The 13,486-nt window shown below is 65.4% G+C and carries 12 protein-coding genes; 2 read left to right on the forward strand and 10 right to left on the reverse strand.

Going from position 1 to position 13,486, the window contains the following annotated elements; all coding sequences use genetic code 11:
• Window positions 1-12 precede the first annotated feature (12 nt).
• The 7 genes from D3I60_RS05065 to D3I60_RS05095 form a co-directional block, all read right to left on the reverse strand.
• Complete coding sequence (locus tag D3I60_RS05065; RefSeq protein WP_262775056.1) at window positions 13-393, reverse strand: iron chaperone; 381 nt, start codon at window positions 391-393, stop codon at window positions 13-15.
• Window positions 390-1,127, reverse strand: a complete 738-nt coding sequence (locus tag D3I60_RS05070; RefSeq protein WP_346659552.1) for a YbjN domain-containing protein — start codon at window positions 1,125-1,127, stop codon at window positions 390-392. The genes D3I60_RS05065 and D3I60_RS05070 overlap by 4 nt, the downstream gene beginning before the upstream one ends.
• Before the next feature lie 50 nt (window positions 1,128-1,177).
• Entirely contained in the window at window positions 1,178-2,608 is a 1,431-nt protein-coding gene (locus tag D3I60_RS05075; protein ID WP_262775057.1) for a glycosyltransferase, read from the reverse strand.
• 102 nt (window positions 2,609-2,710) lie between these two features.
• Window positions 2,711-3,520, reverse strand: a complete 810-nt coding sequence (locus D3I60_RS05080) for an alpha/beta fold hydrolase (RefSeq protein WP_262775058.1) — start codon at window positions 3,518-3,520, stop codon at window positions 2,711-2,713.
• Window positions 3,521-3,593: 73 nt separating this feature from the next.
• Window positions 3,594-3,905: a DUF2516 family protein gene (locus D3I60_RS05085; RefSeq protein WP_092010787.1), complete on the reverse strand. Its 312-nt coding sequence runs from the start codon at window positions 3,903-3,905 to the stop codon at window positions 3,594-3,596.
• Between the two features lie 259 nt (window positions 3,906-4,164).
• Window positions 4,165-4,629: an AzlD domain-containing protein gene (locus D3I60_RS05090; RefSeq protein ID WP_262775059.1), complete on the reverse strand. Its 465-nt coding sequence runs from the start codon at window positions 4,627-4,629 to the stop codon at window positions 4,165-4,167.
• Complete coding sequence (locus D3I60_RS05095) at window positions 4,626-5,402, reverse strand: AzlC family ABC transporter permease (RefSeq protein ID WP_262775060.1); 777 nt, start codon at window positions 5,400-5,402, stop codon at window positions 4,626-4,628. Before D3I60_RS05095 ends, D3I60_RS05090 begins: the two co-directional genes overlap by 4 nt.
• A 66-nt stretch (window positions 5,403-5,468) precedes the next feature.
• On the opposite strand from D3I60_RS05095, the gene D3I60_RS05100 reads away from it, so the two are divergent.
• A complete protein-coding gene (locus D3I60_RS05100; RefSeq protein WP_262775061.1) occupies window positions 5,469-6,122 on the forward strand; it encodes a helix-turn-helix domain-containing protein in 654 nt (217 codons plus the stop codon).
• A 12-nt stretch (window positions 6,123-6,134) separates the two neighbouring features.
• Here D3I60_RS05100 and D3I60_RS05105 read toward each other — a convergent pair whose 3' ends face one another.
• Window positions 6,135-7,283 (reverse strand): FUSC family protein, encoded by a 1,149-nt coding sequence (locus D3I60_RS05105; protein ID WP_139468111.1) that lies wholly within the window; start codon window positions 7,281-7,283, stop codon window positions 6,135-6,137.
• An 85-nt stretch (window positions 7,284-7,368) separates the two neighbouring features.
• Here D3I60_RS05105 and pepN point away from each other — a divergent pair, with 85 nt between their 5' ends.
• The gene (gene pepN / locus D3I60_RS05110) at window positions 7,369-10,524 is read left to right on the forward strand and encodes an aminopeptidase N (protein WP_262775062.1); all 3,156 of its coding nucleotides are present in this window, start codon (window positions 7,369-7,371) and stop codon (window positions 10,522-10,524) included.
• A gap of 304 nt (window positions 10,525-10,828) precedes the next feature.
• Here pepN and D3I60_RS05115 read toward each other — a convergent pair whose 3' ends face one another.
• Window positions 10,829-11,920 (reverse strand): C40 family peptidase, encoded by a 1,092-nt coding sequence (locus tag D3I60_RS05115; RefSeq protein WP_262775064.1) that lies wholly within the window; start codon window positions 11,918-11,920, stop codon window positions 10,829-10,831.
• A 315-nt stretch (window positions 11,921-12,235) separates the two neighbouring features.
• A complete protein-coding gene (locus D3I60_RS05120) occupies window positions 12,236-13,351 on the reverse strand; it encodes an LLM class flavin-dependent oxidoreductase (protein WP_262775065.1) in 1,116 nt (371 codons plus the stop codon).
• Window positions 13,352-13,486 lie beyond the last annotated feature (135 nt).

Raw genomic sequence — 13,486 nt, forward strand, 5'->3', positions numbered from 1 at the left:
ACCGGCGCATCCTCACATCCACTTCACTCCGTCGACCTCGAATTCGCGGATCCTGTGGGTGATCATCTCGGTCAGCAGCTCGGTCGGAATCTCTCCGTCATACGGCAGTCTGATCGAGCCTTTGCCGGTGTCGAAGACCTGCAAACGGTCGGCGAAGGCGTCTTTTGTACTCGGAGTGAAGACGACGTTCGCGTGCTTCTTGTACCCGGCGAACACGAACAGGATCGAGTCGAGGGCGTAGGCGGGGCTGCCCCATTTGAGACTCTCCTCGGCCCGCGGTGCGGCGGCACGACTGAGCTCGCGCAGCCGGGTGAGGAAGGCTCGGTGTCGCTCGTCGTCGAATGAGGCGATGTATTCGTCGACGCTCGCCGGCTTGGAGGCGGCCGCACTCATGAGCGCGGGCCCTGGCTCGGACCGTCGGCAGAACCCCGCGAAGCGCCCGGGACGGACTCCTCCTCTGCTCCTCCACCCGGCTGCTCGGACTCCTCACCGGTCCCCTCACCCCTCCGGTCGGAGGCCTCCTCGGCCCTCTCACCCACCTGGCCAGCCCCTTCACTCGCACGATCGGCCGCCTCCGCCGACACCGCCGGGGGTTCGGAATCGGCGTCGCCGAAGGTGCCGAGGAATTCGTTGTCATCCCCGCTGAGCACCTTCTCGAAGGCCGCGAGGTTGCGCGTCGACTCGCCCCGGCCGACCCTCCAGGCCCACTCCTTCTTCATTCCGGTGAGGAATCCGATCTGGAGAAGCTCGTTGAATGAGGAATCCGCCGTGGCGAGTATCGCCCCGAGAAGTCCGTCGAGGTCATCGAGCAGATGCTCTCGCGGCACGCTCGCGCGCAGATAGACATCGCCGAGGCTGTCGATCGCAAATGCCACCGGCCCGGGTTTGAGGTTCTTCTGCAGCAGCCACCGATTGAATGCGGCCGAGTTCTCGTCGGGATGACGGATGACGAACGCCTGCAGATGGGCGGTGCGAGCGAAGACGCTGATCGCCACGTTCGTCTTGAGCTTCTTCTCTCCGGGCAGGGTGACGACGATCTCCGCATCCTCGATCGAGTCGACGGGAACGTCGTTGTTCTCGGCCCAGGTGCGCACTCCGGACAGGATCGCCTCGGTGTCGGTGCTCATGCTCTCACGCCTTTCGCTCGGCTCTCGTGCTCACCGCCGACTCTAGTCGTTCAGCACGCTCCCAGCGCTTCCGAGCGCCGCGCAGATACGCCGGAGATGTCCGGCACAGAGTCGAGGACGGCAGCCACGGTGTGGCCCCAGTCGAAGCGTTCAGCACGGTCGACGGCATGGCCGGCGAGTTCGGCTCGCAGCTCCGTATCAGTGAGCAGCGTTTCGATCGCCGTCGCCCAGTGGTGAGGGTTGTGGTCGGCGACGAGCAGTCCCGAATGTCCGTGTTCGACGATCTCCGGGAGTCCTCCCACCGCCGAGGCGATCGCCGGCAGACCGGAGGCGGCAGCTTCGGCGGCCACGAGTCCGAAGGATTCGCTGCGGGAGGGGACGATGAGCACGTCCGCGGCCCGGTAGTAGTCGACGAGGATGTGGGAGGGAACGGGCGGGCGGACCTCGACGCTGGGTTCGCTCGCGATCGCCGCGGTCAGCTCCCGCAGATACGTCGAGGACGGCCGGACCGCTCCCCCGCCTGCTTCGACGCCTACCCCTGAGGCGGCTCCGAGGAGGATACCGCGGGTTCGGGAGGCCAGGTGCGGGTTGCGTTCCCGCAGATCGGCCAGGGCGTCGACGGCGACGTCCGTGCCTTTGATGAACTGCATACGCCCGACGTAGAGGACGATCGCCTCGTCCGAGTCGAATCCCAGACGCTTGCGCGCGTCCGACTGTGAGTCGGGTGCATAGAGCGCGTGTTCGACACCCGGTCGGGCGACGACGACCGAGTCGGGGTCTGCGTGGAGTTCCGACACGAGGTCGCGACGTTCAGCGGGGGTGGCGGCGACGAGCAGGTCGGCCTCGGCGGCGATGTGCTCTTCGGCTTCGAGTCGTTGGGGTCGTTCGTGGCTGGTGTCGGAATCGCGGTTCTTCACGGCCCCGATCGTGTGCATGCTCACCGCGATCGGAGCCTGCGCCGCACGGTCCTGCCCGGCAACGGCGACGGCACCGCTGTCTCCGGACTCGGTGCCGCTGTCTCCGGACTCGGCGTGGTTGTCGACGGCGTTGTCACGGGCGCGCAGGGCCGCCTCGGCGGAGATCCAATAGTGGCTCCAGATGAGATCGGCGGAGCGGAAATCGGGGTGGGCATGGAGCAGGTCGGCGAGTTCGTCGATCGCGTCGGCGAGCTCGTCCTTCGTCGCGGCGCCGACCGGCAGGTGGTGGAGGGTGATGGATTCGGTGATCTCCAGCCTCGCACTCTGGCCCGCGGAGGGGCCCGCGCCGCGTCCCCGACCAGCGCCGGTTCCGTCGACAGCGACTTCTGCGCTGCCTCCCGTGCCGTCGAGTCCGCCGGGGTCGGCGGTGAACACGTCGACTCGGTGTCCGGCGGCGGCGAGCGCGCGCACGGATTGGTCGACGTAGACGTTCATCCCTCCGGCGTCGCCCTGGCCGGGTTGGGCGACGGGCGAGGTGTGGAGGGAGAGGACGGAGATGCGCACGGAGACAGTCTAGCCAACGACCTCTGTCAGGTGACCAGCCGAAGCCAGTGTTGAACCGAATCCAGAACCTAACCGAAGAACGTGACTAACCGAAGCCGGCGCCTAACCGAAGAACTCGCCGAGGATGCGCCGCACGTCGTGACGGCCGCGCCACAGGATCGATCCGGCAGGGAGCACCTCGAGGCGGGAGTTCGGAATCGCACGGTGGATGTCTTCGGCGACGGGGACCGGATGTGCCGGGTCGTCTTCGTGGGTGAGCACGAGGACGTCGCCCGGGAAGGAGCGCAGGTTCCGGGCTGCCTCCTCGGTGTCCACGACAGCGATTTCGAGGGCGAGTCCGAGTCCGTCGGACATGTCCGTGTGGACGAGGTTCTCGGCCTTCGCCTTCGTCCAGGCTCGCGCGGGAAGCATTTGGGCCACCTCGGCGGGTTCGCGGGAGAGCATGAGTTCGACGATGCCGTCGATATCCTCATCGGCGACGAGGCGGCGCAGTCTCTCCAGGTGGGAGCGGTTGGCGGCGGCCACCTCGGCGGGGAATCCGGTGAAGGAGGCGGGGAGGACGAGGGCGACCTTGTCGAGGCCGCGAGTCACGGGGTGGGCGATGCTCAGCAGGTGGAGGAGTCCTCCAGCGGACATCGAGACGCCCAGCGCCCGGCTCGCCGAGGTGGTGCTCACGGCGTCGGCGAGCACCTCGGCGATCTGCGGGTAGGTCCAGCCGGGGCCAGGTGAGGGGCGGCCGCCGTGGCCGGGCAGGTGGAGGAAGTGGCGGGTGCCGGTGATGCCGGTGCCGAAGGGGCGGGTGTCGCGGATCGCGCCGGCGAATCCGTGGCCGAAGAGGGTGTGCGGTTCGCCGGTTCCGAACGTGGCGATGAAGCCGGATTCGGGACCCGGCAGGTTGAGGTCGGTGCTCATAGGGTGAGTCTAGTCAGCGTGTGCTGGGCGCCTGCCGACCGGGTCGGCGAATGCTGTGGCGGCGTCGAGCCGGTCAGCGATTGCGGTAGCGCGGGTCGACGGCGCGGACCTTCGGGCGCACATCGGTGAGGTAGACGATGCCGGCGACGAGGGCGATGATGTTGAGGAAGATCATGCTCATGCCCATCGGCGGCAGGGCGATGAGGGCGAGCGCGAGTCCGACGCCGAGGAGGATTACCCAGAACTTCTTGCTCTGTTTGTCCACGGCACGGTAGTTCTCGTCCTTGAAGCGGAGGCAGTCGATGAACGCCCAGAGCTGGACGACGAATGCGGCCACCGTCAGGGCAAGAAAGACGAGACGCTGAAAGCCCGCGATGTATTCCATGGCCCCAGCCTAGCAATCTCGGGCTTTCGGGGCAGTTCCGGGCTGGAGATCCTCGGCAATTGCCCACCCGCATCCCACGGCTTTCACAGTGGGTGCGTGTCGCCCCGAGGCGGTAGCCGGTAGACCGCTGCAGGTAGGTGCCGCCCCACCTCTGCGGTGGCGGCTCGCTGCCTCGGGACCGCGGTCGGTGCGTGCTTCCCCAAGGGCTGTGGTGGCGGCTCGCTGCCTCGGGACCGCGGTCAGTGCGTGCCGCCCCTGCTCAGAGGATCCCGGTGGTGCGGATGAGCGCGCACACGCCCATGCCGATGACGACGGCGAGCAACATCGGCACGCGCAGAATCGAGGCGAGGACGCCGGCACCGACGCCGATGAGGCGGGCCGGATCGGCGATGTCAGTGCCGTCGAAGACCGCGGTGGTGGCGAAGACGGCGCCGATGAGCACGACCGTGGCCCGGTCCATCCACATCGTCAAACGCTCGGTCGAGTCGGCCGAATCACCTGCCCCCGCCGAGGCGGCTGTGACCTGTCCGTCGACCCTTGCAGGGGCGGCTGCGCCCCGCCCGTCCATACCCGCGGAGGAGTCAGCCCCCGCCGAGGCGGTCGCCGGGGCCCGCCGGCGCCCCTTCGTGGCGATGGCCGCTCCCACCTTCACACCGGCGAAGCGCATGAGATAGGTTCCGAGGCTCAGCCCGGCAAGGGCGATGAGGAAGCTGACGGCGCTCATCGGCGGCTCTCCTCTCGAGTTGAGTGCTGCGAGTGTTCGGCATCGTACTGGCCTGCGGCGTTGTCACCGGAGCGGCGGTGTCGGAAGAACCAGCGCACGGCCCAGCCGGCAGCGACGAAGACGAAGACCGACAGTGAGGTCACGGCACCCAGCCCGAGCGGCAGCAGCGGGGTCAGGCCCACGGCGATGAGGATGCCGATGACGGTCAGCGAGAGTGTGACCCGGTTCTTCAGGTCCCCGCGGATGAGGCAGAAGAGGATGATCGGGAAGGCCGCGTCGAGACCGAGCAGGTCCGCGTTGATGACATTGCCCAGCCACTGTCCGACCATGGCACCACCGGGCCACATGATGGCGATTGCAGCGCCCATGAGCAGGAAAGCATGCCATTTCGCCCGGTCGTTGTGCCCAAGGCGCGAGATCGCAGTGGATTCGTCGTTGATCCAATGGGAGGCGATGAGAGCTCGCCAGTCCTGTGGGAAGAAAGGGCCGACCGCGACTCCGAAGGCGAAGTTGCGGGAATTGACGAGGAGACCCGCCAGCACCGCGAGGATCGGGGCACCGCCGGCGGCGATGACGCCGACGAAGGTGAATTCGGCGGCGCCGCCGAGAGCGAACATCGCCAGCAGCAAAGTCTGCCACCAGGCGAATCCGGAGACCGCGGAGATCGCCCCATACGACAGCGCGACTGCGATGATCGTGACGGTGACGATGGCAACCGCACGATAGGTCGAGCCGGGGAGCACCCGATCAGCCGTGCGAAATAATGAACCCATGTTCTATACAGTGCACCCTCGGCCATCGTTCGTCAACCCGAACGGCCTAACCGCTATAGTGAACTCATGACTTCTCGAAGCAACGACGATTCGCTGAATGACGCTCAGGGCGACTCCGACACCGAGTCCGCTCCTAGCGTCACCGATACCGACGCCACAGCCCCCGGCTCGGCGCTCTCGCCGAGTCAGCAGATCGCGGCGGCACTGAAACGTGAACGACTGCGCGCCGGACTCTCCCTCTCTGAGGTCGCCAGGCGCGCCGGCATCGGCAAGTCGACGATGTCCGGGCTTGAGACGGGAAGCGGAAATCCGAGCCTGGAGACGATGTGGGCTCTGGCCGCTGCGCTCGACATCCCTCTTGCGCGCCTGCTCGACCCGCCCCCGCACGAGGTCGCCTTCCAACACGTCGGCGATATGCCCAGCCTGCCTTCGACCACCGCAAACTATGTGGCCACTCTGCTCTCACCGTCGCCGACGAATGCCCGACGCGACGTCTACTTCATCCAGGCCGAACCGGGTGAACCCAGGGAGTCTCAGCCGCACCCGCAGGGCACGATCGAACATGTCATTCTCGGCCGCGGGGCCGCACGCATCGAAGTGCTCGGCAAGTCCTACGAATTGGGCGTCGGCGACTACCTCACCCATCCGGGCGATCAGCCTCATCGCTTCACAGCTCTGGAACCCGGCACCAACGCCGTCTTCGTCGTCGAAAGCAGCTGACCGCCTCGACGGTTATTCGACGGCCGGTCCGTCTTCCTCATCGGCGTTCACGGCCAGCGGTGGAAGCCGGGACTGGGCTTCCTCACGAGTGAGTCCCGCGGCCTGCAGCAGGTCGACGGCGACAGTTCGCAGGAGCAGGACCATCGACTCGTCGTGGATGTCCCAATCGGGCTTCGCTCGCGGATCCAATGCACCCGCCGCCTCGGACAGGGCCGCCTCGGCGAGGGAACGGTCGGTGCCGCGGCGCAGAGCGATCTCGAGCTTCTTCGCACCGTCGGCCAAGGATCCGACATAGTCGGCGATGACGGGTTTGGCGACGCCGAGCTCGGTGATGCCGACGACGCGGCGGGCGATGACTCGCATGGTCCGCATCGCGCGGTCGGAGAATGTGTGGGCACGGGACAGGCGGGTGACTTCGGCCGCATGTCGGCGGGCACGTGCATTGATCTTCGCGGCTTCACGGGAGATCCGCAGGGATGAGCCCCAGGAATCGATGATGTCCTGGGTTTCGCGAGCGCGCTCGAGGGCTCGACCAGCCATCGTCACATCGGCTTCGCGCAGGGCTCGTTTCATCATCCTGAGGACGGCGTCGACCTCCTCGAGCATGTCCGCGGCAAGGCGACGCGGAGCCTTTCGAGCGTCGCGCGGGATCAGCAGTGCCAACAGTATCGCGCAGACGGACCCGGTGAGAGCGTCGAGGGTACGTGGGAACGGCATGGTGGTGGCGCTGGCAGGGACTACGACGACGTAGACGGATTGGACGGCGATCTGGGTGATGAAGATGCCGCCGGAGTTGAGGATCGTGCCGATCGTCAGGCCGATGATCAGGGTCAGGGCAAGCTGCCAGATGCCGGAGCCGTAGAAATTGACGAGTATCTCGCCCACGAGCACCCCGAACGTCGCTCCGATGCCGATCTCGAGAGCGCGGCGCAGGCGACGGTCGACGACGGGGCCGATGCCGACGGCGGAGGCGACCGCGGCGAGGAACGGATACGGGTGGCCGAGCACGTAGACGCAGAAAGCATAGGCGGCAGTCGCGGCGATGGGGATCTGGATCAGCTGACCGGAGTTCACCCACACCCGCTTGAGCCCCAAGCGCAGGCGGTGGGCGACGACGTTGAACCCCCGCCGAGGCAGTTCGCTGACCCGATTGTCCGCCATCAGTCCCCTCTGCCGCTCGCTGGTGCTGTACTCAGAATACCGGAAATGTGGCATGCTAAAGTCTGTCCGCCGAGGAGGCTATTGAATGACAACGAATCTCACCCGAAGCGAAGCCCAGAGTCGAACACAGCTGCTCGAGGTCGATTCCTACTCAGTCCATATCGACGTCAGCAACGCCGAAACCGATGCCGACACGTACCTGTCTCGCACTGTCGTCGACTTCTCCGCCCGCTTCGTCGATTCGACATTCATCGACCTCATCGCCGACTCCGTGAGCTCCGTTCTGATCAATGGTGAGAGCCTCTCCCCCGCCGAGGTCTTCGACGGTGCCCGAGTCACGTTCCCCGTCCGCGCCGGCCGCAATTCCCTGACGATCGAGGCGCAGGCTCGCTATTCCACCTCGGGCGAGGGTCTGCACCGGTTCACTGATCCGGCCGACGGCAAGACCTATCTCTATACACAGTACGAACCCACCGACGCCCGTCGCGTCTTCGCGAATTTCGACCAGCCCGACCTCAAGGCCGAGTTCATCTTCACGGTCACCGCTCCCGCACATTTCCAGGTTCTCTCGAACCGGGCCGAGGCACGGACGGAACCGGCCGATGGTTCGGCGGGGGCCGCCTCGGCGGCCGCGGTCACCCATTACTTCGAACCGACACTCAAGCAGTCGAGCTACATCACCTGCATCACCGCGGGTCCCTACGAGGGGGCGACGGATTCGTGGACGGATCCGCGCACCGGGCAAACCGTGCAGCTGGGCGCATGGACGCGCGCGAGCCTCGTCGACCACCTCGACGCGGATGATATCTTCGGTGTCACGAAGGCGGGCCTCGACTTCTTCACCTCCGAATTCGACTACCCCTACCCATGGGGCAAGTACGATCAGATCTTCGTTCCCGAGTACAACCTCGGCGCTATGGAGAACCCTGGCCTGGTGACGTTCACGGACAATCTGATCTTCCGGGACAAGGTCACGGACGCGAACTACGAGTCACGCGCCAACGTCATCCTGCACGAGATGGCGCACATGTGGTTCGGCGATCTCGTCACGATGAAGTGGTGGGATGACCTGTGGCTCAAGGAGTCCTTCGCCGACTTCATGGGCGGTCTCGCGCTGGCCGAGGCGACGCGGTTCACCGATGGGTGGGTGACCTTCGCGCTGCGCCGCAAGGCGTGGGCGTACACGCAGGACCTGTATCCGACGACGCACCCGATCGTCGCCGACATCCCCGATGTCGAGGCCGCGAAGCTCAACTTCGACGGCATCACCTATGCCAAGGGCGCATCCGTGCTCAAGCAGCTCGTCGCGTTCGTCGGCCGGGAGGCTTTCTTCGCCGGTTCGCGGCTGTATTTCAGACGGTTCGAATACGGCAACACAGAGTTGGCTGATTTCCTCGAATGCCTCGCCGAGGCGGCTCCCGACCGGGACATCGCGAACTGGGCGGCCGCGTGGCTGGGGACGTCCGGAGTCTCGGAGCTGTCCCTGCAGCTCACGACGGCAGACGGTTCGTCTAGGTCCACGGTCGGGTCGGCAGGGTCCCCGGATGGTTCGGCTGGGTCTGCGGCCGGGTCGGCAGGGTCCACGGTCGGGTCGGCCGCGTTCTCGCAGGGTGGGGCCGGAATCGGGGCCGAACGAACTTCGGCCGGTTCCGACGTCGCAGCACAGAGCTCGGGACGCAGGAGGCTCGTGGCTTCGAGCTCTGGCGCAAGGCTGCGCAGCCCGGATACGGTCGACGACGGTTTCGACGGGGCTGCCGGCGCCGCTCACGAGGCAGGCTCCGGGTCGAGCGGCAGGGTGGACCCGCCTCGGCGACGGTCCGGTTCGGAACAGGTCACGGGTGCCACGATCACTCAGTCCGATTCGGCCGAGGGCACGGCCCTGCTGCGGCCGCACACGATCGAGATCGCCACGCTCGGGCGGTCGGGGCGGGAGATCGTTCCCCTCGATTCCTTCCGTTTCGAGTTCTCGACCGAGTCGGCCGACGTCGAGCAGCTGATCGGTCGCAGTGCCGGCGTGATCACTCTGCTCAACTACAACGACCTGGACTATGCGCGGGTGCGCCTCGATCCGGAATCGACGGAGGCGGCGGTCACCTCGGCGTCGCGGATCACGGATCCGCTGTCACGAGCCCTGGTGTGGTCAGCGTTGGACAATGCGGTGCGCGATGGGCTCATGCCGGTGCAGAAGTACCTCACCGCCTATGCCCGCAGCTTGGGCAAGGAGAGTCATGCCGGGATCATGGCGGGGCTCAGTCAGACCGCTCTGACCTGCATCGATCAGTGGGTGGCGGATCGTAATTTCGATGCCGCAATCATGGGGCTTCTGGGAGCCGCGTTGGATGCGTTGGCTGCGGCGAAGGCGGGTTCGGATGCTCAGCTGCATCTGGCCAATCTCGTATTGGCGCTGACGTCGCGGACGGCTCGCTGTGCCGCCGGCAGCTCCGCGGTGGCCATGGGTCGTGGGTTCGCCAGCCAGATCCTAGCGGTGCCAGTCGGCGAGGAGATCGACCGGATGTATGCCGGAGCGCCCGGGCAAGCCGGTTCGGCTGGTCAGGCCGGTTCGGCTGATCGGGCCGGTTCGGCTGGGCAAGCAGGATCGGCTGGGCAGGCTGGTTCTGCCGATCGGGCCGATTCGGTGAGTCAGTCGGCCGAAGCTTCCGGTGGTGTCCGCACGGGTCGAGGCGCCGAACATTCGACTGCGACGCTGCCGTTCCGGGGTCTCATCAATGATCATGCGCTGCGGTGGAATGCGCTGACGGCGCTCGTCTGCCTCGGGTGGGCGGATCAGACGGATATCGCGCGGGAGAATCATTCGGATCCCAGCTCTTCGGGTCGACTTCACGCCGAGACGGCCAGTGCCGCATTGCCTCTGCCGATCGTCAAGATCCGTGCCTGGGAGGCGATCCGCGAGGCGGGAGCACTGAGCAATGATGTTCTGTCGGCGATCATCGCCGGGTTCATCGCGCCGAGCGCGATGCCGCTCATCGAGGAGTATGTCGATGAGTACTTCGATGGTCTGCTCGGGTTCTGGACGGACAATTCGATTGAGATCGCTCGCCGCCTGGTGCTCGGCCTCTATCCCCGGTGGTCCGTCGACGAGGAGGCTGTGGTCGAGAAGACCGACGCATGGTTGGCAGCCAACGACGATGCACCTGCGGCTCTGCGCCGACTGGTCATCGAACGTCGGGATGATCTGGCCCGTGCCATCTTCCTGAAATCCACTCAGAGCTCGCGGCACTGACCGGCGGTCGTCTCGGGAACAGCGACCGGCCCCGCATCGGTGCGCGAGTTTCGATGAAATCGGGACGACGGTCCATCGCCGCCGCGGCGGGTGCCCCTCCCGTGGCCAGGCCTCTCGGCAATCGCCATGCTCAGCAAACCTGGCGAAGCTCCCCTGGCGATGACACTCTGAAATCACTGATGGCCGGTGCCCTCCTCAGGGCACCGGCCATCAGCGTGTCGGCAGGTCACTCGACTGACGTGGTCAGATCCTGGTTGGTGCCGGGACCATCTGACTCGATCCAGAGCAGAGGACGCGGCCCAGATCAGAGGATACGGCGAGCTCCGGAGAATTCGTTTCCGGTGTCCCACTTCTTCCAGTCGGTGACGTAGACGTCCTTCGACGCGTTCGGCGAGTGGATCATCTTACCGTCGCCGACGTACATTCCGACGTGGTGGACCGTTCCCGAACTGGTCGAGAAGAACAGCAGGTCGCCTGGCTTGAGGTTTGACGAAGAGACCGCCTTACCCGCCTTTGCCTGGTCTCCCGAGTCGCGAGGCAGATCGATGCCGTGGGCTTTGTAGATGGAGTAGGTGAATCCGGAGCAGTCGAATCCGTAGGCGGAGACTCCGGCCCACAGGTAGCGCAGGCCCTCGAACTGCTTGGCGGTCTTCACGAGGTCTTTGCCGCTGGGCTTTTCGGGTTTGTCGCCGACATCGTAGACATCCACGTCGTCGATGTCGATCCAGGCGGCTCCACCCCCGGGGAGGGCGACGCGGACATCGTCGACGTCCTGGGCGATGAGCGGCAGGTCGACGTTGAAGCTGACGTCGGCACCGGTGTCCTTGGTGAATTCGATGCCTTCGAGTTTGCTCTTGGGCTTCGTGACCACTGCACGGGGCTGTTCTTCGGCGAGCTTTCCGAAGCGGTCGTTTTCGACCAGCTGCTTCTTGGGCAGCCAGCCCGGGTAGCCCTTCTTGTTCTTCGGGGTCTTCTGGTCGGTCACGGCGACCTTGGCCCAGCTGCCCTTGGTTTCGAGGACGGAGACTTCCGAACCGTAGGTTGCCTGGGTCTCGGTTTTTCCAGTCAGGCCTCGGCGCACATCGGTGGATCCGAGGTTCTTGTTCCACTTCTTGAGGTCGACGGGGTGCTGGAGTGCAGGCTTGTCGACTTTGCGAGGGGCCTTCGGGTCGGTCCACAGCGTCGCGACCGTGACATCGACGTAGGCGGTCTCGCCCTTTTCGATCTTGCCGTCGGTGATTCGTTCGAGTTCTTGGCCGGGCACGACATCAGCGGAGATGCCGGACGTTTCTGCGGCGTCGGTCGACGACAGATTACTCGACAGTGCGGGAGCACCGGCGCCGAAAACCAGTCCGACCCCAAGTGCTGCCGAAACAGCAATTTTGGTACGCATCATTTCTCTTTCGGTCTGCAGGCCGGGGCCCGCGTGGGGGAAGTCTCCGAAGGTGCGCGAGCGCATTCGGCGTACAGAATTCGCCTCCGTTTCGACCTCTCCGCAAGGAGCGGTCTCGCCGTAGACGAGGTTCTGCACGGTGTCGATTCTACTGGCTGTCACACGACCGTCAGCTTTCATGACACTGTGACAGGATAACGCGGACTGGTCGTGGATTGAAGTCCGCTTGCCCGAATCGATGCTGACCTGAGACTTCGGCCCGGTGCCGATGGCCGATATCGGCCCCGACCGGCTCCGGGGACAGTCTTCCGTCAGGTGTCACATATCAGTGCCTGCATCAGCGACGCCGGAAGTACCGGCAGAGCCGAAGAATTCCGCGGCAAGCAGGTCGATCGTCTGAGTCCGTCCCGGGTCTTCGCGTACCTCTTCGCCTTCCATGGCGCCGGCGATCGGTTGGATCATGATCTCGTCGACCTGGAAGCGCTCAGCGAGTTCCTCGAGCTGAGAGGACACGGATTTCGTGTCGCCGATAATCCAGTTGTCGGAGAGCTCTTCGCCGACCATACGCTCTTGGTCGGTCATCACCGACCGCACGTCGTCGCCGGCCAGGTGCAGCTTCTCCATCGGTCCGCCGGTGCGCATTCTGGCCATCTGCAGCATGAAGGGCTCCGAGCGCAGCCGCGCTTCTTCCTCGGTGGGTGCGGCGACGACGTTGGCCGTGACAAAGGTCTGTGGTTGGTCACCATAGGCGCCAGGCGTGAAATTGTCGCGGTAGATCTTCATTCCGGTGGTGGCACCGGATGCGAAGTGGTTGGCGAAGACATAGGGCATGCCGAGTTCAGCTGCCAGCCTGGCCGAGTAACCGGATGAACCGAGCAGCCACGGCAGAGGCTGCGTTCCCGGGACTGCCTCGGGAGTCGCCTTGAGCACATGTTCGCGTCCACCGTGAAGCGGAACTCGCATCCCCTCGGGCCGCATGAGGCTGAGAGTGTCGATCACGTGCTGGGGGAACTGCTCGACGGGATCGATTGCCCGACCTTCGCGGTCGACCATCCGCCCCTCTCCGAGGTGGCCGCGCATTGCCGCCGAGGTGATCGGGTCCGTTCCCGGTGCGCGACCGATTCCCAGATCGATGCGATCGCCGTAGACAGCGGAGAGCAGAGCGAACAGCTCTGCGACCGCCAGCGGGGCATGGTTGGGAAGCATGACGCCACCGGAACCGAGGCGGATCTGCTGTGTTCCCTGGCCGAGGTGCATGAGTTCGGGCCCAGGCATCGTCGATGCGATCGAGGGCATGTTGTGGTGCTCGGCGACCCAATAGCGGGTGAATCCGAGCTTGTCAGCCGTGTCGATGATCTGCTTTGAGGCGGCGAAGGAGTCTGTTGTCGTCTGTCCTGTACGGACAGGAACGAGGTCGAGGATCGAAAGCTTCATAACGAGGCAACAGTGCATGTGAGAAGAACATTCCGTTCTTCGCGGTTCATGCCGATGATGAACCGCACCATCGGTCTCGGCCACGTTTCCTGCGAATAGAAGTCATACTGCCGGGGTGTTTGTCGGCCGAACTCA

The organism is Brevibacterium permense (genome assembly GCF_025506275.1).
Lineage (GTDB): Bacteria > Actinomycetota > Actinomycetes > Actinomycetales > Brevibacteriaceae > Brevibacterium > Brevibacterium permense_A.

Bases quoted from the DNA above. Each gene is read 5' to 3' on its own strand.
- D3I60_RS05065 (WP_262775056.1), bottom strand. From the start codon at position 393: ATGAGTGCGGCCGCCTCCAAGCCGGCGAGCGTCGACGAATACATCGCC.
- D3I60_RS05070 (WP_346659552.1), bottom strand. From the start codon at position 1,127: ATGAGCACCGACACCGAGGCGATCCTGTCCGGAGTGCGCACCTGGGCC.
- D3I60_RS05080 (WP_262775058.1), bottom strand. From the start codon at position 3,520: ATGAGCACCGACCTCAACCTGCCGGGTCCCGAATCCGGCTTCATCGCC.
- D3I60_RS05085 (WP_092010787.1), bottom strand. From the start codon at position 3,905: ATGGAATACATCGCGGGCTTTCAGCGTCTCGTCTTTCTTGCCCTGACG.
- D3I60_RS05090 (WP_262775059.1), bottom strand. From the start codon at position 4,629: ATGAGCGCCGTCAGCTTCCTCATCGCCCTTGCCGGGCTGAGCCTCGGA.
- D3I60_RS05095 (WP_262775060.1), bottom strand. From the start codon at position 5,402: ATGGGTTCATTATTTCGCACGGCTGATCGGGTGCTCCCCGGCTCGACC.
- D3I60_RS05100 (WP_262775061.1), top strand. From the start codon at position 5,469: ATGACTTCTCGAAGCAACGACGATTCGCTGAATGACGCTCAGGGCGAC.
- D3I60_RS05105 (WP_139468111.1), bottom strand. From the start codon at position 7,283: ATGGCGGACAATCGGGTCAGCGAACTGCCTCGGCGGGGGTTCAACGTC.
- pepN (WP_262775062.1), top strand. From the start codon at position 7,369: ATGACAACGAATCTCACCCGAAGCGAAGCCCAGAGTCGAACACAGCTG.
- D3I60_RS05115 (WP_262775064.1), bottom strand. From the start codon at position 11,920: ATGATGCGTACCAAAATTGCTGTTTCGGCAGCACTTGGGGTCGGACTG.
- D3I60_RS05120 (WP_262775065.1), bottom strand. From the start codon at position 13,351: ATGAAGCTTTCGATCCTCGACCTCGTTCCTGTCCGTACAGGACAGACG.